A 23,592-nucleotide genomic window follows, 5' to 3' on the forward strand; every position below is an offset into this window, starting at 1 on the left:
GTCATGCAGCACCCCCTGGTCATCATCGGAGCCGGCCCGATCGGCCTGGCCGCCGCCGCGAACGCCGCCGACCGCAGCATCGACTTCGTCGTCCTCGAAGCGGGTCCGGAGGCCGGCGCCGCGGTCGGGGAGTGGGCACACGTGCGGCTGTTCTCCGCCTGGTCCGAGCTCGTCGACCCGGTCGCCCGCCGGCTGCTGGACGCGACCGGCACCTGGACCGCTCCGGATGAGAAGACCTACCCGACCGGCGGTGAGTGGCGCACCCGATACCTGCAGCCGCTGGCCGACATCCTCGACAAGACCGAGCACGGCTCGGTGCGCTACGGCGCCCGGGTGGTCGGTGTCAGCCGTGACGGCCGGGACCTGGTGGTCGATTCCGGCCGCGAGGGCGACCCGTTCGCCATCCACGTCGAAACCCAGACCGGGCACGAGCGCCTGCTGGCACGCGCCGTGGTGGACGCCTCCGGCACCTGGGCCCGGCCGAACCCGCTCGGCGCCGACGGCTACCCGGCGCTGGGTGAGCGGGACAACGCCGCACGGTTCGCCTACGGCATCCCGGACTTCTCCGACCCGGCCGTGTCCGCGCGCTACGCCGGCAAGCACGTCGCCGTGGCCGGCAAGGGCGCCTCGGCGCAGGGCGTCCTGATCGGGCTCGCCCGGCTCGCCGAGCGCGACCCCGGGACTCGAGTCTCGTGGTTGCTGCGCCGCCCCAGCGTCGGGGACGCGTTCGGCGGCGGCGACAACGACCAGCTGGAGGAGCGCGGCAAGCTCGGCCAAGCCGCCAAGGCCGCCACCTCCAGCGGGCACGTCGTCAACGTCACCCAGTTCCGCACCCGCGCCGTGGAGACCCAGCCGGACGGCCGCCTCACGTTGACCTCGACCAACGGCCAGCAGGTCACGGACGTCGACGAGGTCATCGTGGTCACCGGCTACCGCCCCGACTTCAGCTTTCTCTCGGAGGTGCGGCTCGACCTCGACCCAGCCCTCGGCGCGGCCCGGTTCCTCGCCGCGCAGATCCACCCCGATCACCACTCCTGCGGCGACGTGGCACCGCACGGCTACAAGGAGCTCGGCCAGCCGGAGGAGGGCCTATACCTGGTGGGGATGAAGTCCTACGGCCGGGCGCCGTCGTTCCTGGCGATGACCGGGTTCGAGCAGGTCCGCTCGGTGGTCGCCGCCCTGGACGGCGACCTCGAGGCAGCCGACCGGGTCGACCTGGTGCTGCCTGAGACCGGTGTGTGCGACGGCGCCGGCGCCTTCGACGACGCGACCGCCACCGCGAGCGGTGGTGGCTGCTGCGGAGCTCCGGCGGAACCGCAGGTCCTCACGCTCGGAGGTCTCGGCGTCCGATGAACACCCAGCGAGTGTTGATCGTCGGCGGCGGCCAGTCCGGGTTGGCCGCCGCCCGCGCCGCCCGCGACGCCGGCCTCGAGCCGGTCGTGCTCGAGGCCGGCGAGGAGCCGACCGGGTCGTGGCCGCGCTACTACGACAGCCTGCGGCTCTTCTCGCCCAGTAAGTACAGCGGCTTTCCCGGTTACGCGTTCCCCGGCCAGCCGGGCCGCTACCCGACCCGGGACGAGGTCGTGGGCTTCTTGCGCGGCTACGCGTCCTGGCTCGGTGTCGACATCCGCACCGGCGCCCGGGTCGAGGACGTCACCACCGACGGCCAGCGGTTCGTCTCCCACCTCAACGACGGCACGAATGTCGAGGGCGACGCTCTGGTGGCCGCGTCCGGTTCGTTCGCCAACCCCTACCTTCCCGCGATCCCGGGCCGCGATGAGTTCGCCGGCGAGGTGCTGCACGTCGCCGACTACCGCTCACCGCTGCCCTACGCCGGGAAGCGGGTCGTCGTGGTGGGGGCCGGGAACTCAGCGGTTCAGGTCGGCCACGAGCTCGCTACGGTCGCCGACACTACGCTCGCGGTGCGTTCCCCGATCCAGTTCGTGCCCCAGGTACGCGGCGGCCGGGACCTCCACTTCTGGCTCGACAAGCTCAAGCTCGACCTGCTGCCGCCGGCGGTGCTGGTCCGGCTGGTCAAGGGCACACCGGTGCTCGACACCGGCGAGTACCGGGCCGCCGTCGAGGCCGGCCGGCTGCCGCAGCGCCCGGTGTTCACCTCGTTCACGTCCGACGGCGTCGTGTGGGCGGACGGGACAACGGAGCCAGTCGACACGGTGATCTTCGCGACCGGCTACCGGCCACACCTGCCCTATCTGAACGGCATCGGAGCCCTGGCCGGGGACGGCACCCCGTTGCACGACCGCGGGTTGTCCACCACCCACCCCGGGCTGGCCTACCTCGGGTTGGAGTTCCAGCGTTCCTTCTCCTCCAACACCCTGCGCGGTGTGCACCGCGACGCCGGTTACGTGATAGCCGCTCTGGGCTCGAGAACGCGCAGGGCGGCGGTTCGTGGCTGAACCAGCCGCGATGCCGGGCGCCGCACACGCCATCCCGTCCGCGACGCCGCCGGTTCGGCCGGCGTTGCGGACGGTGCTCGCGGCGCTGTGCCTGACGGAGATCGTCAGCTGGGGCGTGCTGTACTACGCCTTCCCGGTGCTGGCTCCCGGCATCGCGGCCGACACGGGCTGGTCGCTGACCGCGATCAGCGCCGCCTTCTCCGCGGGCCTGGTCACCTCCGCGGTGGTCGGGATCCCGGTCGGCCGCCTGCTCGACGGGAGCGGGCCGCGTGCGGTGATGACGGCCGGGTCGGTGTTGGCCGGGCTCGCGGTCGGGCTGATCGCCTGGTCGCCAAACCTGGCCGTCTTCGCGCTCGCGTGGGCGGTCGCCGGGGTCGCGATGGCCGGGGTCCTGTACCAGCCGGCATTCGCGGCCCTGACCCGCTGGTACGGCGCCCGCCACCTCCCGGCGCTCGCGACCCTCACCTTGGTGGCGGGCCTGGCCAGCACCGTGTTCGCACCCTTGACCGCCGGCCTCGATGCGCGCCTGGACTGGCGTGGCGTCTACCTCGTCCTCGGGATCGGGCTACTCGTGGTCACCGTGCCCGCCCATGCGATCGGGTTACGCCGACCCTGGCCGCCGGACTCCCACGGACACGACGACGAGTCGGCAGATGTCGGTGAGTACGCCGCCTCGGTGACCACGACCGCCCGGTTCCGGCTCCTAGTCATCGGGCTCACCGCCGCGTCGCTGGCGATGTACGCCGCGCTGATCAACCTGGTGCCGCTCCTGCTCGAGCAGGGTATCTCGGCGGGTGTGGCCGCCTGGGCCCTCGGGCTGGGTGGCGTGGGTCAGGTCGCCGGACGGATCGTCTACACCCTCTCGGCCCACCGGGTAAGCCTGCGGTCCCGGACGGGTTTGGTGTTCACGCTGTCCGCAGCCAGCATCGCGGCGCTCGCTGTCGCACCGGGCCACGCGCTGATCCTCATCGGCCTGTCCATGGTGGCCGGGGTCGCTCGCGGGATCGCCACCCTGCTACACGCCACCGCGGTCACCGACCGTTGGGGTCCGCGGGCCTACGGCCGACTGTCAGGCATCCTCGGTGCTCCGGTCGTGTTCGCGTCCGCGCTCGCGCCGTGGGTCGGTGCCGCCCTCGCCGAACTCACCGGAAGCTACGCCACCACGTACGGACTGTTGTCGTTGATCGCCGCGACCGGTGCGCTGCTCATGACGCTCAGCACTCCTTCCAGAGCCGTCGCGTAGTCCTCCGCTGGCTGCGTGGATGAAGGCTGCGGACTCGGCGGTCGATGGAGCGCCTGGCCCTACCGTCAAAGGTCGTGCCGGGCTGACGTTTCGCGTGCTGGCTCGAGGGCCCGAACCGCCAACGACCACGTCCTCTCAGCGCTGCCCCGGCACGTCGAGCTCGTCGAGTAGAGCGAGCACCCGGCGTTCGATCTCGTCGCGGATCGGACGGACGTCGGCGACGTCCTTGCCGGCTGGGTCCTCAAGCTCCCAGTCCTCGTACCTTTTGCCGGGGAAGTAGGGGCAGGCGTCGCCGCAGCCCATGGTGACCACGACGTCGGCGGCCTGGACGATCTCGTCGGTCCACGGCTTGGGGAACTCCTGAGCGATGTCGATGCCCCGCTCGGCCATCGCCGCGACCGCAGCCCGGTTGACGGCCTCGCCCGGCTCCGAGCCTCCGGACCACGCGACGGCCGCGTCTCCGGCGTGGTGGTTGAAGAAACCCAGTGCCATCTGGGATCGGCCCGCGTTGTGTACGCACAGGAACAGCACGACCGGCTTGCCGTCCGCGGACTTGCCCTCGATCTTCGCGGCGGCCTGGAGCTGCTGCTTGGCGTACCGCTCGGCCAGTAGCGGGAGGAACGTTGCGACGGTGGCCTTACCAGCGAACTCGTTGAACGAGGAGTGCAGGAACCGCTCGATCGTCTCGAGGTTGAAGACCCCGGCGAAGTCCTCGGACAGTCGGGTGGCCGCCGTCTTCAGGGCGATCTGCTGGTCGAGGGTGACGGACATGTCATGCGTGCTGCTCATCGTGAGCCTTCCGGTGGTGAAAGGTGCAGGGGCAGGTGATGGGTTAGGAGGCGAGTCGGGGCACCAGGGACAGCACCCGGCCCTCGATGTCGGCCAGGGCGGCGTCGAACGCCTTCGGCGTTCCGACGCTGACCGGATCCGGGATCGACCAGTGCAACTCGGCCCAGACACGCAGCTCCTCGTGAGCCAGATCGCACACCGTGATCACCAGGTCGTCCTCGGTCACCACGTCGGTGATCATGCGCGGTCGGACCCGTGGGAGTGGTACGCCGTGCCGGGCGGCGGCATCGATCGCGCCCGGGTCGATCCGGTCACCGGGATGAGTGCCGGCCGAGGCCGCCGGGACCTGGCTGGCCCTTCGCCACAGCGCGGCGGCAAGGTGGGATCGAGCCGAGTTCGCGGTGCACACGAACACCACCCGGGCCGGAGCCGCGAGCGGCTCGGTGGTGGCCGGTAGCAAGGTCCGGTCCGCGAGCCGGAGGTACTGGCGCCGCCCATCGCCCTGGGAACGGTGGCTGGTCACCAGCCCGACCTCGCGTAGGACCTTCAGGTGGTGGGCGAGCAGGTTCGACGGCATGTCGAGCGCTGCTGCCAGCTCCGAGGGAGAGGCATCGCCGACGCTGAGGATGTCGGCGATCCGCAAGCGCGCCGGATCGCCGAGTGCGGCGTACACAGCAGCACGTCGCTCAAGGTCCGTCTTTGACTCAGGATTCATTGACTCAAGTTTGACTGAGTGATCGTCCCGCGTCAAGAATGCTCGCGTGCTTCCATCCATCGCCCGGCGCCTGCTCGCCGAGTTCCTCGGTACCGGCCTCCTCGTTGCTGTCGTCGTGGGGTCCGGCATCGCTGCCCAAGAGTTGTCACCCGGCGATGTCGGCCTGCAGCTGCTGCAGAACTCGACCACAACGGTCCTTGGCCTCACAGCGCTGATCCTGCTGTTCGGTCCCGTCTCCGGCGCCCACTTCAATCCCGTAGTGTCGCTGGCCGACTGGTACCTCGGCCGCCGCTCACGGAAGGGGCTGAGCCTCGTGCAGGTGGGGACGTACGCCGTCGCGCAGATCAGTGGAGGCGTCGCGGGTGCCGTCCTCGCGAACGTCATGTTCGAGGTCAACGCAGCGATCTCCACCAAGGAGCGCGCGACCGGCGGACACCTGGTGGCCGAGGTCGTCGCGACCGCGGTCCTGGTCGCGCTCATCTTCGCCCTGGTCCGCACGGACCGCGGCGCGATCGCGGCCCCGGCGGTCGGCGCCTACATCGGCGCCGCGTACTGGTTCACCAGCTCGACCTCGTTCGCCAACCCCGCGGTGACGATCGGCCGGATCTTCTCCGACACCTTCACCGGCATTGACCCGGCGTCTGCACCTGCATTCATCGGCATGCAGCTGCTCGGCCTTTGTGTCGGTGTCGCGGTCATCCTCGCGCTCTACCCCGACGCCGGCGAAAAGGCCGACGATGTCGTCCTGCCACACCTCCGTTGACGAGCCATCCCTAGGAAGCCCCATGCACCTGGTAGCCATCGGCGGCAGTGACGCCGAAATCTTGGCGGCCCTGCGCGCCCGCGAGCTCGACCCAAGCGACTGATCGTGCGAAACCCCGATCGCACGTACGCCCTCGAATAGGACGAGCTCGTCATCGACACGGGTGCTAGATGCGGCGGCGAGTTCCTCAGCCAATTGCCTTGTGACACGTCTCGTCCGCGTTTCGAGGGGCACGAGGACCACAGGAATACCCGTGCGGCTGTGCGGATGAGGTCCGGGTCCTTGGGGTACTGCGGGAGGGATGCGGCGGGGCGTCCGGGTCGCCACGAGGGTGGCTCGACCGTCGTTGGCGAGGAGGACTGATGAAGCACCAGGAGATGCTGAACACCTATCCCGGAGACGTAGGGAACATCGACCAGGAGAAGCTGGCGGCGTGCATCGCCGCGTGCTTCGAGTGCGCCCAGGCGTGTACGGCTTGCGCTGATGCTTGCCTGGCCGAGGACATGGTGGCCGAGCTGCGAGCCTGCATCCGCACCAACCTGGACTGTGCCGATGTCTGCGCCGCGACCGGATCCGTCCTGTCGCGCCAGACCGCCGGTGACGCCAACATCGTCCGCACGATCCTGGAGGCATGCGCGGCCGCGTGCAAGGCCTGCGGCGACGAATGCGCCAAGCACGGCGACCAGCACGAGCACTGCGCAGTGTGCGCGGAGGCCTGCCGCCGCTGCGAAGACGCCTGCCGCGAGCTGCTCGCCGCGCTGCGCTGACCGTCGAGATTGGTTGCGGCGGCTCGCTGTCCTATGTCGGCAGCGGGCCTCCGATCGCTTCGCGAATCTGATCCGGAGGCATATGCCTCCCTACCGCCAAGGACCGTCTTGCTCGAGACCTTCCTCGTCGTTGTCGGCGCCGTCGTCGTCGCGCTCGTCTTCTTCGACGCGTTGGCCACCACCCTGGCGGTCTCCGGCGGCGCCGGCCCGTTGACGACCGGCATCCTCGGTGGCGCCTGGCGGGTGGCCTTGCGACTGCACCGCCGAGACCGCAAGTCCAGCCTTCTCAGATTCGCCGGGCCAGTGATGCTCATCGTGACCGTTCTGACGTGGGTCACCGCACTCTGGGCTGGCTGGACGCTGCTGTTCGTCGGCTCGGACTCCGTCGTGACCGCGCAGAAGGGCCGCCCGGCGGGCGTCGCCGATGTCGTCTACTTCACCGGGTTCACGCTGTTCACCCTCGGCACCGGTGACTTCGTCGCATCCTCAGCGGGATGGCGGATCGCGATGGCCGTTGCGGCGTTCTCAGGTCTGTTCCTCATCACCCTGGCCATCACCTATCTCCTGTCGGTTCTCTCCGCGGTCGTTAGCCGTCGCGTGCTCGCCCAGGAGATCCACGGACTCGGTGACAGCCCGACGCAGATCATGAGGAAGGGCTGGACCGGCGACGGGTTCGACGCGATGTTCCAGCAGCAGCTGATCTCGCTGTCGTCCTCTGTGGCCACCTCGGCCGAGCAACATCTCGCGTACCCGGTGCTGCACTACTTCCACGCCAGCTCCCGAGACCTGGCCGCACCGGTCGCGATCGGACACCTCGACGAGGCTCTGACCCTGATCGAGACCTTGAAGCCCCCGCTGCGCCCACGGCCGGCTGTGGTGGATCCGCTGCGGTCGTCCATCGGCCGCTACCTCACCACCGCCTCCAGCACCACGTGGGCACCGAAGGTCGACGCTCCGCCCCCGCCCGAGACGAGCCAGGCCCTCGATGCCGGAATCCCAGTCAGCGGCGCCGCCGTCCGCCAGGCCGCCGAGCACCACCGGGAACGCCGAACCCAGTTGCATCGCCTCGTGGCCAGCGACGGCTGGTCATGGGAAGGCGCCGGGTAGCCGCCGCATGCACGCACAAGCCCCTACCGGCACCCACGAATGCCACGACGATCCGGAAAGCGGAACCCATGCAGGAACAGCCCACACACCGCGCCGACGTTCCAGGAGACAGCGAGGCTCACCCCGGCCACGGCAGTCACGGCTCCGTCGGTGACGGGCCGGACGACCATCACGGGCAGCACCCCGAACATGACGATCGTTCAGAACCCGGCCATTCCGGCGGCCACGGCGCGCATGGCGGGCACCCGGATTCCGGTAGTAGGGCCATGGCCGCTAGCGCGACCCTGCACTGCCTCTCAGGATGCGCGGTCGGCGAGATCAGCGGCCTCATGATCGGCACCGCGATCGGCCTCAGCACTGGCTGGACCATCGCCCTCGCGGTCGGTCTGGCGTTCTTCTTCGGCTACCTGCTCTCGACCCTTCCGCTGGTGAAGACGGGTCTCGGCCTGGGCGCGGCGCTGGGCGTGGTGTTCGCGGCCGACACGCTCTCCATCGCCGTCATGGAGATCGTCGACAACGCCGTGATGGCGCTCATCCCGAACGCCATGGACGCCGGGTTGGTGAACTGGATCTTCTGGGTCGGGATGGCCATCGCCCTCACGGTCGCGTTCTTCGCCGCCTACCCTGTCAACCGATACCTGCTCCAGCGCGGCAAGGGACACGCCCTCACCCACCAGTACCACCACGGGTCCAGTGCCGCGGTGACCGGCGTTCGCCGGTACATCCCGACCTTCCCGACGTCCACACTCGTCGCGGTGATCGCCGCCTTCATGCTGGGCGGTCTCATCGTCTCGATCGCCGCAGAAGGCGAAAGCGGCGCCGTGGGCGAAGGTCACGCAGCTCCACGCTCCGATGTTCTGGCTCCGGCGAAGAGCGGAACGTCGTGATGGAGCAGATTCAGGATTCCGAGCACCGGCATCCCGTCGACCCAGAGCGGGTCGCGAGGGCCCGCGAACGGGTCCCGACGGGCGAGGAGGGGGACCGGCTGACCGGCGTGCTGTCGTTGATGGCAGACCCGACCAGGGCCAGGCTCCTGTACGCCCTCGATGTCGTGGAGGAGCTCTGCGTCGGTGACCTGGCCCTGGTCCTCGATGTCAGCGAGGACGCGGTCTCCTACGGGTTGCGGATCTTGCGCACCGCGGGCCTGGTCACCCGCCGAAAGGAAGGCAGGGTCGTCTACTACCGGCTCGCCGAGGGGTTCCCAGACCCACTGCGACAGCACTGCCTGCGTCAGCTCATCGAGATGTCCCGCGGACCCCTGGACGAAGACGAGCACGCATCACAAACGAAAGGTGGCACGCCATGAACAGCTCATCTCACCAGACCAATCACCAGCCGCACGACGACCAGCCGGCCGACGCTACCGGCGGCCAAGACGGCGCTCACAACCATGACGGCGGCCAGGACGAGATGAAGAAGAAGCACGAACGAGGCATGTACCTGAAGTTCGCCGCCATGATCGCGACGTCGGCCGCCGTGATGTTCGTGCTCATGTACAGCAGCGTCTACGACGTCGGACACATCCACTACAGTCAGGAGCGCCTCTACATGGCGCTCACCTCCACTGGTGCGATGGCGCTAGTGATGCTCGCCTACATGGCCACCATGATGTACAAGAACCGCGTCCTGAACATCGTCATCGTGGTGGCGGCCCTCATCGTCGGTCTCGGCGCCTTCTACGCGTCCCGAACCCAGCTGTTCATCGACGACGAGAGGTACATGAAGGCGATGGTCCCTCACCACTCGATCGCGATCCTCACCAGCGAACGCGCGGACATCGAGGACGCCCGGGTCCGCGAGTTGGCCGACCAGATCATCAAGACCCAGCGCCTGGAGATCAAGGAGATGGAGTGGCTCCTCGAGGACATCGAGGAGAACGGCCTTGCCACCACGAAGGAGGAGGCAGAAGAACGCCCCGTCCCCGACTTCGAGGCCACCGCGGCCGAGGACATCTCATCGCCGGCTGAAGAGCGCCGGGTCACCGCCGCCCTGGAGTACGTCCTACAGATCACCACACAAAGGCACGTGGACGAACCAAGCAAGTGACACTTCTGGTAGCCGGCGTCGGCATGGCTGTGCGACCGCGCAGGCCTCGGCCGCCGGGCCGGTGACCTGCAATGTGGCTGTGGCCAAGTCTACCCCGAGCCGCTGCCATCACCGACGAACACGTCGAACAGCTGCGCGCCCTCGGGGTTCAGCAACCGAAAGATCACGGACGTCGTAGGCATCGTCGTGCTCAACGTCTTGACCGGCGCATTCAATTTGATGGCGGGCATCGTCCCCGATGAATTTTCCGTTTGACCCGACGTCAGCTGCCTGGCTGACCTTGCCCGGGTGCTCGTCGATCTTGTCGTGCCGGAGTGACACCATGGCTCTGAGGTCGTTGACTAGCTGTGATGTCCAGGGAGGTTGTACCGCCCGGCATCGGTGAGCCTGCCTGACAGGTGAAGGCCTCCGGTTGTGAAGTGGAGCTGTCTAGTTGAACGCTTCACCGACCGGAGGCCCTCGTGTCCCACGCTAACGCTGCCCTGACCCCGCGCGCCCGTTTGCGGCTCGCCCAGCTCGTCGTCGACCGCGGCTGGACCTACGCCGCGGCAGCCAAGATGTTCATGGTCGCCCCGCGCACCGCGAAGAAATGGGCGGACCGCTACCGGGCTGACGGGCCGGCCGGGATGGCTGACCGAAGCTCGCGGCCGCACTCGAGTCCGACGAGAACCGGTCCAGATCAGGTCCGTCAGATCGTGCGGCTGCGATGGCGTCAACGGCTCGGTCCAGCGCAGATCGCCGGCCGGGGGTGTCAGATGGTCTGTGTAAGGGGTCGGTCTCAGCAAAGGAACGAAGATGAGTGCTGTGACCGAGGGAACCGGGCGACCGGACTACAAGAGAAGGCGGCCGCCGCTCGGCGGGCTGACCGCGCTGATATGCCGGGCGCGAAGGCTGCTGCCGAGCTCGCTGCGTCGGGAGCGTTGGACGGGCTGTTCGCGAAGATCGATGCTGGTGAGATCGAGCTGACCGGCGACGGTGGCTTCATCCCCGGGCTGATCAAGGCCACCCTCGAGCGCGGGCTCCAGGCCGAGCTCACGGGCCATCTGGGCTACGAGAAGGGCGCTCCGGAGGCATCGGCGGTGTCGAACAGTCGGAACGGGACGACGCCGAAGACGGTCGCCACGACGGCCGGTGATGTCGAGCTGGCGATCCCGCGCGATCGTGACGGGAGCTTCACCCCGCTTCTGGTGCCGAAGGGCAGCCGGCGGCTGAACGGGCTGGACGAGATGATCATCAGCCTCTACGCCGGCGGGATGACGGTCCGCGACATCGCCCACCACCTTGCCTCGACGATCGGGACCGAGCTCTCCCACGAGACGATCTCGAACATCATCAATGCGATCACCGAGGAGATCCTGGAGTGGCAGGCCAGGCCGCTGGACGCGTTCTACCCGGTGGTCTACCTCGACGCGATCGTGGTCAAGGTCCGCGACGGCGGGCACGTGATCAACAAGTCCGCCCACATCGCCGTCGGCGTCGACATGGACGGCGTCAAGCACGTCCTGGGGATCTGGATCCAGGACAACGAGGGCGCGAAGTTCTGGGCCGGTGTGTGCGCCGAGCTGGCCAACCGCGGCGTCCGCGATGTCCTCATCGTGTGCTGCGACGGCCTGACCGGGCTCCCGGAGGCGATCGAGGCGACCTGGCAGCAGGCAACCGTGCAGACCTGCGTGGTCCACCTGATCCGTGCGTCGATGCGGTTCGTGTCCTACAGCGACCGCAAGGCCGTGGCGAAGGCCCTGCGCCCGATCTACACCGCGTCGAATGACAAGACCGCCCGGGAGGCGTTCGCGGACTTCGCGAACTCCAACTGGGGCAAGAAGTACCCCCACGCCGTGGCGACGTGGGAGGCGGCCTGGGAGCGGTTCATCCCGTTCCTGGCGTTCCCGCCCGAGCTGCGGCGGGTGATCTACACGACCAACAGCATCGAGTCGCTGAACTACCAGCTACGCAAGGTCACCAAGAACCGCGGTCACTTCCCCAACGACGAGGCCGTCGTGAAGCTGCTGTGGCTGGCGATCTGCAACATCGAGGACAAACGGGCCCGCGAGCGAGCCAAGGAACGCGGCAAGCCGGCTGCGCAGCGGAAGGCCAAGCCCCGACTCGTCCAGGGGCAGGTCGTGACGAACTGGAAGCAGGCACTGGGCCAGCTCGCCATCGCCTACCCCGACCGCATCAACCCCTACCTGTAAGAGAAACCCACCACGAGGGACCGATCGCTTACACAGAAATCTTGACAAGCTCCGCCGGCCGGCTCGGCATGCAGGCCTCGACCGTGCACGCAGTGCTCGTGCGCTGCCGGATCAACCGGCTCTCCCACATCGACCGGGTCACCGGCGAACCACTACGCCGCTACGAACACCCCACCCCGGCTCACTGATCCATGTCGACGTCACCAAGTTCGCCAACATCCCCGACGGCAGCGGCCATCGGTTCTTGAGCAGGCAGCAGAGCAAACTCAACGCCCGCGCGACGGCTCGAAGGACCGGTGAACGCGGCAAGCGCTCCCGCCCCGCGATCGGGACCGCGTTCGTGCACACCGTGATCGATGACCACTCCCGGGCCGCCTATGCCGAGATCTGCCCCGACGAGAAGGCCGCCACCGCGATCGGAGTGCTGCAACGAGCGACCGCCTGGTTCGCCGACCACGGCGTCACCATCGAGGGAGTGCTCTCCGACAACGGCTCGGCCTACCGCTCCTACGCCTGGCGCGACGCCTGCGTTGACCTCGGGATCACCCCCAAGCGGACCCGGCCCTACCGACCGCAGACCAACGGCAAGATCGAACGCTTCCACCGCACCCTGGCCGACGGCTGGACCTACGCCCGGCTCTACGACTCAACCGCGCAACGCGACGACGCGCTGCCGGGATGGCTCCACTTCTACAATCACCACCGCGCCCACTCAGCAATCGGAGGCAAACCGCCGATCACCCGGCTGACCAACCTCCCTGGACATCACAACTAGCCGGTCTGCCGAGGGCGCGGTGGGCGTCTTCCCCAGTCCTTGCCGTGGACGATCTGCGCAGTCCGCCCCGGGAGTTCGATCGGCGGCAGCTCGTCGTCGCGGCGATTGATGACCTTGTCGTTCAGGTCCCGGTCTGCCTCCCCGTCATGACCGTTGGCCCTCTCCGCCTGGATCATGTCGAGTTGCGCGACCTCGTCGTACGGCGCCGCGGTGTAGGCGACCTGAGCAGCCCACATCGCGAGTGCAGGCTCGCCGGCGGCAAGCGCGTGGGTGGTGACGATGTGTCCGACATCGACGATGGCGCTGGTCATGATGTGGTCCCACCGGTCACCGTCGAGAAGCCAGTTCCAGTGGTCCTTGCGCAGTTCCGTGAACGGTTCACCGGTGACCAGTCGAAGCGCCGCGATCAGATCGTCAATGCCGTCGGCCCCGCGACTCTGGCCTCGCGCGCGGAGACGCCGGAAGAGATCCAGGTCGCACAGGACGCCGTCGAGCCTGTAGAGGGCCGGCGCCTCGGTACCACCGGCAGAAGCGGCCTTCGGCAGGTACGGCTCGCCGGTTCGCGGGTTCGTACCCAGCCATCGGCGCAGTTGGCTCATGTCGACCCGGACCCGCTCCGGGCGGATCCCGAACGCGTCGGCGACGTCATGCGCGGTGACCCCGTTGGGGTGGAGGGCGAGGTACGCCAACAGTTCGACGTAGAACGGCCGTCGGTGTGCCGTTGCCTTTGTGTCCCCGGTCGTCCGGGCCCCGACTGGTCCGAGGAGCACCAGCTTGGGCGATGACAGCGCGGGCGACTCCCAGCGGGCGAGATCCTCGTCCAGGCCCGGGTCCGCGGTCTCAACAGCCGTGCGAGCCTCACGCGTTGCCTTCGGCGCGAGCACCTCGACGTCCTCCACGGTCGTCGCGGCGGACTCGGCGTAGACGAGTGCATCGAGAGGCAGCAGGGACGCCTCGCCGACCGCCCCCTCGGAGCGTGGCTCGGTCAGTTGGTCAACCAGCGCACCCCCGAGGTCCGAGACCACGTTGTCCTCCTCGCGGTCTGGGACGGGAACGACGGTCTCGTCGAGCGTGAGGTCGAGGAGTAGGGCACACGCGCGGGCCTCGTCCGCACTCAATTCCGCCGCGAGAACATCGACTCCGAGGTTGGGCGACTGGAGGCGCCCGTCGCCGGTGAGCTGCAGGTGAGCGCTCGAGGAGCGAGGCTCGCCGTCGAGATCCACCAGCACTGCCGCCGAGCGACCGGGGACCGCCTCGATCGCCTCTGCGAGCGCATCGAGACCCGATGTGGTGGCGTCCGCCGAAGCAATGATCACCGCGTGGAAGTCGTCGGGGTCGACCGGCTCGTTGCTGGACGACAAGTTGCGCGTGAGCTCGGCGATGAAGCCAGTGTCTCCGGGAGAGTGCGTGCGTAGGCGTCCGAGGTTGAAAGATGCCAGGTCGGCGCCGAGGCCGAGGAGGTCGACCGTCGTGACGATCGACCACGGGTTGACGGCCAGTTCAGCCGCCACGTGGCGTGCGAACGAGGCCTTCCGGTCGGTGTCGCCCGTGACGGTGACCGTGCGGAGCTCCTCGAGGTTGAGGAACAGGAAGGAGCCGTCGTTGCCTTGCCCGACGCTCACCAGGAGTGGGTAGGGCGGGAACGAGTTCTCGGGGCGCTCGGGCACCGCGGCCAGACCGATTCGCCACTCGGTGCCTGCCCCCGACCATGGCTCTGGCAGCTGGGCTGGCTCGCCAAGAACGAGGGAGATCTCGTCGGCAGAGAGCGTCGCGGTGACCAGGCGCAGCGCCGGCAGAGATCGCATTGCGGCGTCGAGTGCGTCGATCCGGGGCGCGACCACCGATGCGGTGGCCCGTGCCGTCTTCTCGGCTGGAACTAGCTCGGCGGGCGGGGGAGGGATGACCCTCCCCGGACGTCGATGGCGCAGTTGGGTTCGTCGTTGCGCGCGCAGCGCGATCCAGAGCGCGCCGCCGAGGACCGCTCCCGCCCCGGCGAGGCCGGGAACGAGCCAGCTGGGCACGACGCTGTCATCCGAACTCTTGCCTGGCGCGTCGGAGTCAGCCTCCGCTTCGCCGACCGGTTCAGAAGGCGTCACCTCGGGCGGGGGTGGGCTTGTATCGGGAGCCTTCTCGGGCGGCGTGGCGTGCTTCGGTTCCCGTGAGTCCGGCGGCGGCTGGCCGGGGATGGTCAGCTTCCACCCGGGCAGGATCAGGTCGGGATCTGTGAGGCGGTCTCCGTTGGGCTGGACGGTGTTCCGGGAGGCCTCGTAGATCGTGGGGTAGGCGTCGGCGTCGCCGAGCTCGTGCTCTGAGATCTCCGAGAGGGTGTCGCCGGGCTGCACGATGTAGGCGTCCGCCGGAGCGGTCTCGGCGACAGGCACTCGCAGGATGGTGCCCGGCAGGAGGAAGTCGGGACGACCGTCGAGGACGGCCCGGTTGAGCGCGACGAGCTCGACGTACCGTGTGCCGTCGCCGAGGCGCTCTTCGGCGATCTTCCAGAGGCTGTCGCCACGCTTGACCGTGTATCGCTCGACCTCTGGCTCTCTCTCCTGGTCGTGCTCGACCGTTGGCGCCGGTGCAGCGGCAGCGGCGGGCGCGACCGTGACTCGGGAGTCATCGCGCAATGGTGTGGCTGTCGCGGCGGCCTCGGCCCTCGGCTGGGGCAGGAGCGTGGTCGCCGTCGGCAAGGCGACGAAGAGCAGGGCAGCTGCCGCGACGAGTCGATCGGCCGCGACCTGCGGCACGGCCAGTCCAGGCAACCGTGGCGTGCGGATGCCCCTAACCTGCGCGACGATCGATGCGACGACCTGGCAGGTGAACACTGCCCAGGCGATCCAGCAGACCGCGGCGATCAGCTCGACCACGAGCGTGCCGTCGTCCGGTGCGGTGAGTCGCGACCACGCGAACTGCGCCAGGTCCGGAACCGCGTCGATCGCGACCAAGACGGCCGGTACACCGAGCACGAAAGCGACAAGGGCCAGCGTGGCTGCCAGGCCACGCATGCGGGAGTTGAGAGTGCTCATCGCTGGCTACCTCCGAGGGTGCGGATCAGGCGAGCCGTCGCGGTGCCCGACACGTCAAGACGATGGATGCCGATCAAGCCCAGGAACCGCGGGTCATACGAGTCCTGCACTGTGACCGTGATCGTGTCGCCATTGGTGATCTCGACCGTCCCGGTGACGCCCGCGGAGTCGAGATAGCGCTGGGCGGCGGCACGAGCGGCAGCAGGGCTGATGGTGAGCTCCCGCCCTTGGATGGCCGCACTACCCTCGACCTCCTCGCCGCCGGCGCGTGCCGCTTGGGCTGCCACATCGTGGGCTCGTTCGTGGGCGTGCACCTGGCCGCCGAGGTCGACGGCGAGTCCGACGAGGAACATCATTACGAAACTGGCCAGGGCCAGCCAGACGGTGATCGAGCCGCGCTCGTCGCGCCGCCGGCTCATCGTTCCCGCCAGGTGTCGATCGGGCTGGACATGGTCGCCTGCATGACCCGCGAGCCGGGGACGCCCGGGACCGCCAGGTCGGAGAGGTTCAGGCGGCAGGAGACCGTGACGTCGACTGAGCCGGGGACACCGGGCTGCTTGTTGAAGTCGTTGGTGTCGACGCTGACGTCCACGTCGGAGCAGCCGATCTTCTGGTTCGCGATACTCGCTATAGCTGCCGCGTGAGCGTCGGCGCGTGCGGTCTGCGCGTCCCGCGCCAGCGAGGCCGATCTGGCGCCGTCCGCGGCGGCCGACTGCAGCGCCTCGTGGGTGGTCGCCGTGCGGCCGCCGAAGATGATCAGGCCGACAAACAGCGCGAAGGCAGGTACGCCGATCGCCGACTCGATGGCCGCCGACCCGCGCTCGTCTCGCCGCTTCATGGTGTCCCCGCCGCGTTGGGAGCAGTGAGCCGCTCAACGGGGACCGACGCGCTCTGTGTGATCCGAACGTTCCATCCGGGGATCACGCTCAGGCTGAACCCCGTGACCGTGACTGTCGCGGTCGTGGTCGTGCGATTGGCGGTGGTCGAGGTCCCGGTGATCACGTCGTCGCCACCAGCTTCAGCGAGGAAGTCGTTGGCCGCTCCGACGCCGTCAGCCTCCCGGCCGTGTTCAGCACCGGCCGCTCGTGCGCCCTCCTGCGCCGCGGCGATGGCGACCGTCCGTGCGTGGTAGAAGAGCGCCGCCTGCATCCCAAGGAACATGACCGCGAATAGCGCGGGCAGCAGGATGACGAGCTCGATGGAGACCGAGCCCCGGTCGTCGCGCCGCCGGCGGCGGCTACTTGATGTTGCCGGCCTGAGTTTTGACATAGGTCGTCACGGCCGCGACCACAATCCCGACGATGGCGATCACGGCGACAGCCCAGAGGACGTGCTCCGTGGTCACCGAGCCACGCTCGTCTCGCCGGGCGGCTCGCAGGTCGTCGTACGCGGTCAGGACCGCCAGCTGAAGCAGGATCAGGACTTTCAACATGAGTTCCTCCTTGGATCTGTCCTTCCGTGTCACGAGGTCGTGAACATGCGAAGCAATGAGGGGGCAACGAGCAGGGCCATGAATATGACGCCCAGCAGCGAGCCGGGGATGGTCATCCGCTCGCCGACGGCGTTCGCCTGGGCGATCTCTTCGTTGAGCATCGCCGTGCGCATGGCGGCGGACCGGGCACGCAGGGTGGCGTACACGCTCGCTCCCTCCTCGCCGGAGAGCCGCATGATGTCGGCGAAGTCGTCGAGCTCGGGCAGTCCGAGCTCCTCTGCCAAGGTGTGCAATGCGTCCCAAGGCGGGAGGCCCGACCAGCGCGACCGGGTCAGCTCCTCCGAGAGGCGGGTGAAGACCCAGGAGTCGCCGACCTCCGCCGCTGCCTCCATGGCCTGTCGGACACCTATGCCGTTGTGCCTTTCGAGTGCGACCAGGTCGATGTAGGCGCCGAGGGCGCGCGCGAACTCGACGCGCGCCTTCCGCGCCTCATCGAGCGCGTTGTAGTTCGGGATGAAGAACATGACGGCCGCGAGGGCGATCGACGCGAGCGCCGGGATCTGAAGTGGAAGGCCGAGGCCGAGGGAGTTGAAGAGCAGAGTGAGCCCGGGTGGGATGAGGAGACCGAGGCCCGCGAAGGTGAGCTTTTCGCCGTAGAACTGCGCGACGGATATCCGGAGCAGGGCAAGCTCGCGGGTCGGCGTCCGCACCCACACTCCCGAAGGCAACACCCGCATGCCCCAGAGCCCGAGTCGTTCCTTACCGGTCCGGGCGGCTGCGGCACCGCCTGTGATGCGGTGGCGCGTGGACGAGACCCTCTCCAACGCGTCCGCGAGGTCCGGCTCCGCGGGCAGGAGTCGCGCGACGACCAGAGCGAGTCCGAGGCCGATCAGGCCGCCGGACAGGACCGCCAACTGGAGACCCGTGATCATGGCGTCGCCACCGCATCGGGTCGGGCTTCGAGGAAGCGCGGCAGCGGTTTGCCGGTGGCCATGCGCCGCATCCAGATCAGGGTGCCGACGTACGCCGAGAGAAGCACGACGAGGATCACTTGGCCGATGGCGGTCGCGTACGGCTCGACGTACTGGCCGGACAGGGCCAGGACGACCAGGACGCTGGCGCTGATGAGTGTCACCCAGCGAGCGGTCGCGCGAGGCTTTGCTCGGTCGGCCTCCACCTGGCGGCGGGCCCGTACGTCGGCCGCGACCGACTCCGCGAGACCTTCGAGAACGCTCGCGAGCCCGGCGCCGCGGCGGCGTGCTCCGAGGATGAGGTTCGCGGCGATCAGGTCGCCGGTCGCATCGTCGAGCTCGTCCGCGAAGGCCCTGAGCGCCGTCTCGGTGTCCCACCGGGCACGAAGGCGAGCGACGAGCCGACTGACTTCAGGGCTGATCGGCGCCGGCGTGGAACGCAGCGTCGCGACCAGCGCCTGCTCGAGCCCGATACCAACGGTGAGGACGCCGGAGAGCGAACGCGTCCATTCCTCCATCGCCTCGAGACGGTTGATCTGGGTGGCGGCGGGCGGAGCGCCCAGCAGAGCCGGCAGTCCGATGACCGCCACCGGCGCAATGACCAGCGCAAGTACCCATCCGGTGATGATCCAGCCGAGGATGCCCAGCCCGACGCCGGCCAGGAGAAGCATCCGGGTGCGCGAGGTCAAGGCCACACGGCGGGATTGGGCCAACCGCTTCTGGCGAGGTGGTTCGGCCGTTGGCCGCAGGCCGAGGACGATGCCGAGGAATCCGGCGGCGATCAGTCCACCCGCGAGGGCGGGAAGCAAGGGAGTCACGGCTGGCCTCCGTACGGCTGGGTCGAGAGGTACGCCGCAAGGTCGAAGCCGTAGTGGGCCAGTGCGCGGTACTCGTCGGGAAGCACGTCCGGTACGGCGACACCTGACGCATCGGCACGGAAGACGTGTGTGGTCGCGTACCCCACCTCCTTCTCGCCGGGGGTGAGGGCGATGATCTCGGCGACCCTCCTCGTCCGCTGTGCGCCCCCGGGAACGGCCGTGGTCTTCATGCTCAGCTGGACGATCAGATCCACCGTGGCCGCGAGTTTGCTTGTGGCGAGCCCCTGGGTGACGTGTGGCCCGGCCTCCATCGCACAGGTGACGAGCTTGCGGACGGCCGACACGGCATCAGCCGCGTGGGTCGTCGAGATGGAGCCGGTGCCGGACTCCATCGCCTTGATCATCGCCCAGATCTCCTTGCCTCGTACCTCGCCGACGATCTGACGGGAGAGGTTGAACCGGAAGGAGTCGACGAGGGCCTCGTCGAGAGTGAACTCGCCGGCCTGGCGGCCATCAGGCCCGCGCTCTCCGGACCCCGGCCGTGCCTCCCAGGCGTGGACGACCTTGTGGCGGCCCAACTCGTGGAGGTGGAGCTCATACTCGGTCTCGAAGGTGCCGATCGCCTCCATGGCGTCGATCTCGGCACAGAGCGCGCGGACGAGGGTTGTCTTGCCCGCTCCCTGGGCGCCAGCCACGACGATCGAGCGTCGTGCTCGGACAGCGGCGCGCAGGAACGATGCCGCGGTTGGCGTCATCATCTCTCTGGCGACGAGGTCGTCGAGGGTGACCTGCATCAGCCGGTGTCGACGGATCACGACTGAGGGACGGGGCGTGACCCAGGCCGCGGCGGCCAGGCGGGATCCGCCGTCCAATCGCAGATGCAGCCTCGGCTGGGCCTCGGAGAAGGACCGAGCGTTGACCTCGCTGCGCGAGGCAAGGAAGACCAGGAAGTCAATGAGCTCCTGGTCGGAGTCAGCGACTGATGGGCCATCGACCAAGGTGCCGTCGACCAGTTCCAGGAGGACGTTGTCGTGGCCGACGATGACGATGTTCTCGATGTCGTCGTTGTCGACCAGAGGCTGCAGTCGACCCAGGCGGAAGAGCGAGTCGAAGACCGCCTGCGCCGTAGCCTGCTGGCGCGCCGGGCTCCAAGCGCCGCGGCCGGCGTCGACGTCGTCGGCCATCGCTGACTCGATGAGGTCGAGGACGATCGAACGCCCGAGCTCCTGCTGAGCTGCTCTGTCGAGTCGGCTTCGGTCTGAGGCGACGGCCTGGCTCAGCTGCTCGGACGCTCGAGCGCGCAGCTCCGCGACGATCGGCCAGTCGACATCAGGGCCCGACGGCGGAGGAGCGGTGACTGGAGCGCCGAGCTTCGCGGCTACTGGCGTCGACCCGTTGCTCGGCTGGGTAAACAGCGGCAGGCGCGACAGCTCGCCGTACTCGCTCATGTAGCGGGAGGCCTCAGTCATCGCCTGGCCTCCTCGGCGATGGCGAACCGACCACGTGCGACGTGTGCCTGGACCGACTGAGCTGCTGCCTGGAGCCCCCGGATGTAGGGGCCTGTCTCGAAGTGACGGGGCGGGTGCGCGCCGCGGTGGTAGACGGCGGCCGCCGCCGGATCGTCGGGGAGGTCGGCCACCACGGGCATGCCGAGCACCTTGGAGACCTCGCTGTCTCGATAGGGCTGACCTTCGCCGATCAGGAGCAGGCCCGGGTGCCTCCATCCGGTCCCGGGTTCGCGGACGGTGTCGGCCCATGAGCGTGCCGCGGAGATTGCCGGCAGGTTGGCGCGAGTGACCAGCAGGGTTGCGTCAGCCGAGTCCAGGAGCTGCTGGGGCGACCCCGCCAGCCCGAGCCTGCCCGCATCGACGATGACGTCCTGCCCGCTTGCTTCGAGTTCCCGCAAGGCCGAGCCGAGTGGTTCCCACACGTCGCGGAGTGCCGCCGCCTGGGCGTGTGTCCGGGTTCCCGCGACGAGGGAGACGTTCGGGCTCAATGGCCGAACGACGTCCCGCAGCGCATCCGCCGTGCTCAGCGGCGAGAGCGCCAGTTCGACGAGTCCAGCGTCGTACGGCGTCGTGCCCCTCATGAACCCGGCGAGGATGCCGGAGCCTCCGGTGGGGTCCGCCTCGACGAGAAGCACAGGGCGCGGCCAACAAATCGCGAGCCCGACGGCCGTCGTGGTGACGCCGGGCGAGCCGGATGCAGAGGTCAGGCAGATGACGGCCATCATTCGGCTCCGGAGTCCAGCACCAAGGCGACGTTCCCGGTGGCGGCTCGCGCGGCAAGGAGTCCGGCATCGGCATGAGGCACCAAGACGTTGACGACGGTGTTGCCGGTCGTCTCGTCCAGGTAGGTGTCGACGACCTCGGCGACCGTGAACTGCGGGGAGTTGGCGGGTGCCCCTCCGTTGTCGCCCGGCGTGACGATGATGCGGACCTTGTCGCCGCCGTACAGAGGCATTCCGGGCACCTGTGCGGGTGTCAGGGAGATTCCGACGATCGACTGGCCCTGCGGAGGTAGCGGCTCGTCGGCCGTCGACTCGCTGGTGAGCAGGCCGCCAGCCGCGATGTCGAGCGCTGCGCGCTGCCCGACGACATGGTCGAACGCCGAAGCGGGCAGCGGCGACAGCGCCGGGTCGGCGCTGATCCGGATCCGCTGGATGTCCTCGGCCTCGATCACCTCGCCGCGGTGAATGGTGTCGCGGGCGGCGAGCACTTCCTGCGTGTTGGTCGTCGCGCTCCAGGCCCACGCGCCGAGCAGGCAGCCGAGCGCGGTCACGACGACCGCGGCCACGACGAGCGCAGGGCGTCTCCGTAGCTTGGGCGGAGGAGTGATGGTGGCGGCGGTCTCCGGCGTGGTGGGGCGCGGGCCGGTCCGCCGGTCCTCTCGGGCAGTTGTGGACACTTCGTCGTACCTCCCGCGCAGCTCGTCAGTTCACGAGCACCTGCGCCTCGCCGATCCGGATCTGTGTCGAGCGGTTGAGGCCGTCGAGCCGGATCGTTCCCGTCTGGCCGGCGCCCGACCACGTGATGACCCAGCTCGACGTGGCCGTGACGGTGTAGGCGTCGTCGGCCTCGTGCGCGCTCGACTTCGTGTAGGTGTGGCCGCAGTCGGGGGAGTCCTTCCTCCCGTACGACGGCTTGTACGGCGTGCCCGCCGTGTCGCAGACGACTTCGGTGCCGTCTCCCATGTCCCAGGTGATGTGGAGGACCTTCGCGGTGGCCGTGACTGTGATGCCGCCGGCGGAGGCGCTCTCAGTGATGGGCCCGACGGTGTGGGCGTTCGGATCCTTGGCCCACATCCAGACTGGCATTCCGACCAGGCCGACGCTGTCCGGACCCGGCTCCGGCGCGATGCCGATGTTGATGGCCGACAGATGCATCTCCTCGATCGCGATCTGCGCCACCTCGCGCGGAGTTGGTCCGGTGCCGGAGTTCGGCGGCGGGTCCTGGGACCAGATCGTGATGAGCAGACCCGTCTGCGGCTGGTCGCAGTAGTACACAGCGCCGTCGCCGGGCTCATGACCCTGCCAGCTCGGGTCGCCTGCAGGCGGCGGAGGCTCGACCGGGCTGATATAGCAGTGGTACGTGTTCGACCAGTAGGCGCCGTCCTTCGTGCAGGGGACGGGCCCTGGCGGTGGCTTCGTGACGCCCTGGCTCGTGCCGTCCCAGTAGCAGGCGGCTCCGCTGCCGGTGTCCTGTGGTCCGTCGTCGCCTGGCTCACCTGGGGTACCCGGCGTGCCCGGCACCTCGATCCAGATGAGGCACTCGCCCGTCGCGGGGTCGGTCTGCGAGCACACGGTGTCCGCATGCGACGGAGTCTGGGCGAGGATGGAGAGGCCGGCGGCGGTGAGCGCAGTCAGGAGGAGGCGAGTCAGGATGCCGCGCATGGCGTCTGCTTGAGGTCCTGGCCCGTCGCCACGCGCCAGCCGCCGGTCGGGTCGGCGGCGTACTTGTAGTTAGCGACGGTGTAACGCGTCCACCCGGTGTCCGGGCGGTCGGGGGAGACGATCGACTTGCCGCTCTTGTCGAGCACGTCGACCTTGCTGACGTCCCAGCAGACGTCGATGACGACCGTGGGTACCTTGCCGGCCTTCGGGTCGGAGTTGTCGAGATTGACCGACTGGACCTGCAGCTCGTTGATGGCTGTCGTGCCGGTCTGCCGCTGGCCCTCGTCGCGCGACCGGTCGATCAAGGTCGTGACGGCGTTGAGCTGCGCGCTAGTCGCGACGGTCTTCAGCTTCTTGAGGTCGGCCCCAGGATCGCTGCGGAGCTGATCGACCACCATAAAGTAGCTCCGAACCGCGTCGGTTGCACCGGCGCTCGCCTCGTCCGACGGGGAGCTCGGCGAAGCGCTCGGCGTTGCCGCTGAGCTCGACGGTGTCGACGACGGCTCGGCGGTCGCCGGGGGATCAGGATCGCTGCCGCCACAGGCGGAGACCGCGGCCAACATCAGCATGCCGGTCGCCCAGGAGATCAACCCGAGTCGAATCTTCATGGCGTTTGCTCGCATCCTCTCGCCGCTCGGCTCG

Annotated in this window: 24 protein-coding genes and 2 pseudogenes; 12 read left to right on the plus strand and 14 right to left on the minus strand. The window is 68.8% G+C overall.

Annotation, left to right across the window (positions count from 1 at the left end):
- The first annotated feature begins 3 nt into the window (after nucleotides 1-3).
- The 3 genes from NOCJ54_RS0109930 to NOCJ54_RS0109940 are packed head-to-tail and all read left to right on the plus strand — an operon-like array spanning nucleotide 4 to nucleotide 3,660.
- On the plus strand, nucleotides 4-1,353 hold the full coding sequence (locus NOCJ54_RS0109930) for an NAD(P)-binding domain-containing protein (RefSeq protein WP_028655385.1): 1,350 nt from the start codon (nucleotides 4-6) through the stop codon (nucleotides 1,351-1,353).
- Nucleotides 1,350-2,417: a flavin-containing monooxygenase gene (locus tag NOCJ54_RS0109935; RefSeq protein ID WP_028655386.1), complete on the plus strand. Its 1,068-nt coding sequence runs from the start codon at nucleotides 1,350-1,352 to the stop codon at nucleotides 2,415-2,417. Before NOCJ54_RS0109930 ends, NOCJ54_RS0109935 begins: the two co-directional genes overlap by 4 nt.
- A 10-nt stretch (nucleotides 2,418-2,427) precedes the next feature.
- Nucleotides 2,428-3,660 carry an MFS transporter gene (locus NOCJ54_RS0109940; RefSeq protein WP_051485677.1) on the plus strand — a complete coding sequence of 411 codons (1,233 nt, stop codon included), beginning with the start codon at nucleotides 2,428-2,430 and terminating at the stop codon, nucleotides 3,658-3,660.
- A gap of 135 nt (nucleotides 3,661-3,795) precedes the next feature.
- Here NOCJ54_RS0109940 and NOCJ54_RS0109945 read toward each other — a convergent pair whose 3' ends face one another.
- Nucleotides 3,796-4,449, minus strand: a complete 654-nt coding sequence (locus NOCJ54_RS0109945) for an arsenate reductase ArsC (protein WP_028655388.1) — start codon at nucleotides 4,447-4,449, stop codon at nucleotides 3,796-3,798.
- 43 nt (nucleotides 4,450-4,492) lie between these two features.
- Entirely contained in the window at nucleotides 4,493-5,122 is a 630-nt protein-coding gene (locus NOCJ54_RS0109950) for a metalloregulator ArsR/SmtB family transcription factor (protein WP_232221738.1), read from the minus strand.
- Nucleotides 5,123-5,210: 88 nt separating this feature from the next.
- Between NOCJ54_RS0109950 and NOCJ54_RS0109955 the strand changes: the two genes are divergently transcribed.
- The 9 genes and pseudogenes from NOCJ54_RS0109955 to NOCJ54_RS24965 all read left to right on the plus strand — a co-directional run.
- The gene (locus NOCJ54_RS0109955; RefSeq protein ID WP_198020178.1) at nucleotides 5,211-5,927 is read left to right on the plus strand and encodes an aquaporin; all 717 of its coding nucleotides are present in this window, start codon (nucleotides 5,211-5,213) and stop codon (nucleotides 5,925-5,927) included.
- A gap of 362 nt (nucleotides 5,928-6,289) precedes the next feature.
- The gene (locus NOCJ54_RS0109965; protein ID WP_028655391.1) at nucleotides 6,290-6,694 is read left to right on the plus strand and encodes a four-helix bundle copper-binding protein; all 405 of its coding nucleotides are present in this window, start codon (nucleotides 6,290-6,292) and stop codon (nucleotides 6,692-6,694) included.
- A gap of 108 nt (nucleotides 6,695-6,802) precedes the next feature.
- Nucleotides 6,803-7,801 carry a potassium channel family protein gene (locus NOCJ54_RS24945; RefSeq protein ID WP_051485678.1) on the plus strand — a complete coding sequence of 333 codons (999 nt, stop codon included), beginning with the start codon at nucleotides 6,803-6,805 and terminating at the stop codon, nucleotides 7,799-7,801.
- A gap of 68 nt (nucleotides 7,802-7,869) precedes the next feature.
- Complete coding sequence (locus tag NOCJ54_RS24950; RefSeq protein ID WP_232221739.1) at nucleotides 7,870-8,688, plus strand: DUF4396 domain-containing protein; 819 nt, start codon at nucleotides 7,870-7,872, stop codon at nucleotides 8,686-8,688.
- Complete coding sequence (locus tag NOCJ54_RS24955) at nucleotides 8,688-9,107, plus strand: ArsR/SmtB family transcription factor (protein ID WP_051485679.1); 420 nt, start codon at nucleotides 8,688-8,690, stop codon at nucleotides 9,105-9,107. The genes NOCJ54_RS24950 and NOCJ54_RS24955 overlap by 1 nt, the downstream gene beginning before the upstream one ends.
- On the plus strand, nucleotides 9,104-9,847 hold the full coding sequence (locus tag NOCJ54_RS24960) for a DUF305 domain-containing protein (protein ID WP_232221740.1): 744 nt from the start codon (nucleotides 9,104-9,106) through the stop codon (nucleotides 9,845-9,847). The genes NOCJ54_RS24955 and NOCJ54_RS24960 overlap by 4 nt, the downstream gene beginning before the upstream one ends.
- A 461-nt stretch (nucleotides 9,848-10,308) precedes the next feature.
- Nucleotides 10,309-10,581 (plus strand): annotated as a pseudogene (locus tag NOCJ54_RS30285) (leucine zipper domain-containing protein); the annotation flags it as partial.
- A 141-nt stretch (nucleotides 10,582-10,722) separates the two neighbouring features.
- The gene (locus NOCJ54_RS0109995; protein WP_028655392.1) at nucleotides 10,723-12,039 is read left to right on the plus strand and encodes an IS256 family transposase; all 1,317 of its coding nucleotides are present in this window, start codon (nucleotides 10,723-10,725) and stop codon (nucleotides 12,037-12,039) included.
- A 53-nt stretch (nucleotides 12,040-12,092) separates the two neighbouring features.
- Nucleotides 12,093-12,814: pseudogene (locus NOCJ54_RS24965) on the plus strand (IS481 family transposase); the annotation flags it as partial.
- Here NOCJ54_RS24965 and NOCJ54_RS24970 read toward each other — a convergent pair.
- From NOCJ54_RS24970 to NOCJ54_RS24980, 12 genes are all read right to left on the minus strand, one after another.
- Nucleotides 12,811-15,837 carry a LysM peptidoglycan-binding domain-containing protein gene (locus NOCJ54_RS24970; RefSeq protein ID WP_036517449.1) on the minus strand — a complete coding sequence of 1,009 codons (3,027 nt, stop codon included), beginning with the start codon at nucleotides 15,835-15,837 and terminating at the stop codon, nucleotides 12,811-12,813. The pseudogene NOCJ54_RS24965 and the gene NOCJ54_RS24970 sit on opposite strands and share 4 nt — an antisense overlap.
- Nucleotides 15,834-16,256, minus strand: a complete 423-nt coding sequence (locus NOCJ54_RS0110010) for a TadE/TadG family type IV pilus assembly protein (protein ID WP_028655393.1) — start codon at nucleotides 16,254-16,256, stop codon at nucleotides 15,834-15,836. The genes NOCJ54_RS24970 and NOCJ54_RS0110010 overlap by 4 nt, the downstream gene beginning before the upstream one ends.
- Nucleotides 16,253-16,675, minus strand: coding sequence for a TadE/TadG family type IV pilus assembly protein (locus tag NOCJ54_RS0110015; RefSeq protein ID WP_028655394.1), 423 nt, complete (start codon nucleotides 16,673-16,675; stop codon nucleotides 16,253-16,255). The genes NOCJ54_RS0110010 and NOCJ54_RS0110015 overlap by 4 nt, the downstream gene beginning before the upstream one ends.
- Nucleotides 16,672-17,106 carry a TadE family protein gene (locus tag NOCJ54_RS0110020; RefSeq protein WP_028655395.1) on the minus strand — a complete coding sequence of 145 codons (435 nt, stop codon included), beginning with the start codon at nucleotides 17,104-17,106 and terminating at the stop codon, nucleotides 16,672-16,674. The genes NOCJ54_RS0110015 and NOCJ54_RS0110020 overlap by 4 nt, the downstream gene beginning before the upstream one ends.
- A complete protein-coding gene (locus NOCJ54_RS0110025) occupies nucleotides 17,075-17,269 on the minus strand; it encodes a hypothetical protein (RefSeq protein ID WP_028655396.1) in 195 nt (64 codons plus the stop codon). The genes NOCJ54_RS0110020 and NOCJ54_RS0110025 overlap by 32 nt, the downstream gene beginning before the upstream one ends.
- 29 nt (nucleotides 17,270-17,298) lie before the next feature.
- The gene (locus NOCJ54_RS0110030) at nucleotides 17,299-18,201 is read right to left on the minus strand and encodes a type II secretion system F family protein (RefSeq protein ID WP_036517451.1); all 903 of its coding nucleotides are present in this window, start codon (nucleotides 18,199-18,201) and stop codon (nucleotides 17,299-17,301) included.
- Nucleotides 18,198-19,058: a type II secretion system F family protein gene (locus NOCJ54_RS0110035; RefSeq protein WP_028655398.1), complete on the minus strand. Its 861-nt coding sequence runs from the start codon at nucleotides 19,056-19,058 to the stop codon at nucleotides 18,198-18,200. The genes NOCJ54_RS0110030 and NOCJ54_RS0110035 overlap by 4 nt, the downstream gene beginning before the upstream one ends.
- Nucleotides 19,055-20,527, minus strand: coding sequence for a CpaF family protein (locus NOCJ54_RS0110040; RefSeq protein ID WP_036517453.1), 1,473 nt, complete (start codon nucleotides 20,525-20,527; stop codon nucleotides 19,055-19,057). The genes NOCJ54_RS0110035 and NOCJ54_RS0110040 overlap by 4 nt, the downstream gene beginning before the upstream one ends.
- Nucleotides 20,520-20,738 carry a hypothetical protein gene (locus NOCJ54_RS30690; protein ID WP_157514862.1) on the minus strand — a complete coding sequence of 73 codons (219 nt, stop codon included), beginning with the start codon at nucleotides 20,736-20,738 and terminating at the stop codon, nucleotides 20,520-20,522. Before NOCJ54_RS30690 ends, NOCJ54_RS0110040 begins: the two co-directional genes overlap by 8 nt.
- A 549-nt stretch (nucleotides 20,739-21,287) precedes the next feature.
- A complete protein-coding gene (locus tag NOCJ54_RS24975) occupies nucleotides 21,288-21,854 on the minus strand; it encodes an SAF domain-containing protein (protein ID WP_036517455.1) in 567 nt (188 codons plus the stop codon).
- 136 nt (nucleotides 21,855-21,990) lie between these two features.
- Nucleotides 21,991-22,950, minus strand: coding sequence for a hypothetical protein (locus NOCJ54_RS0110055; RefSeq protein ID WP_028655401.1), 960 nt, complete (start codon nucleotides 22,948-22,950; stop codon nucleotides 21,991-21,993).
- On the minus strand, nucleotides 22,935-23,558 hold the full coding sequence (locus NOCJ54_RS24980) for a hypothetical protein (protein ID WP_084255034.1): 624 nt from the start codon (nucleotides 23,556-23,558) through the stop codon (nucleotides 22,935-22,937). The genes NOCJ54_RS0110055 and NOCJ54_RS24980 overlap by 16 nt, the downstream gene beginning before the upstream one ends.
- Nucleotides 23,559-23,592: the final 34 nt, after the last annotated feature.

It is taken from the genome of Nocardioides sp. J54 (genome assembly GCF_000519005.1).
In the GTDB taxonomy this organism is placed as follows: Bacteria; Actinomycetota; Actinomycetes; order Propionibacteriales; family Nocardioidaceae; genus Nocardioides.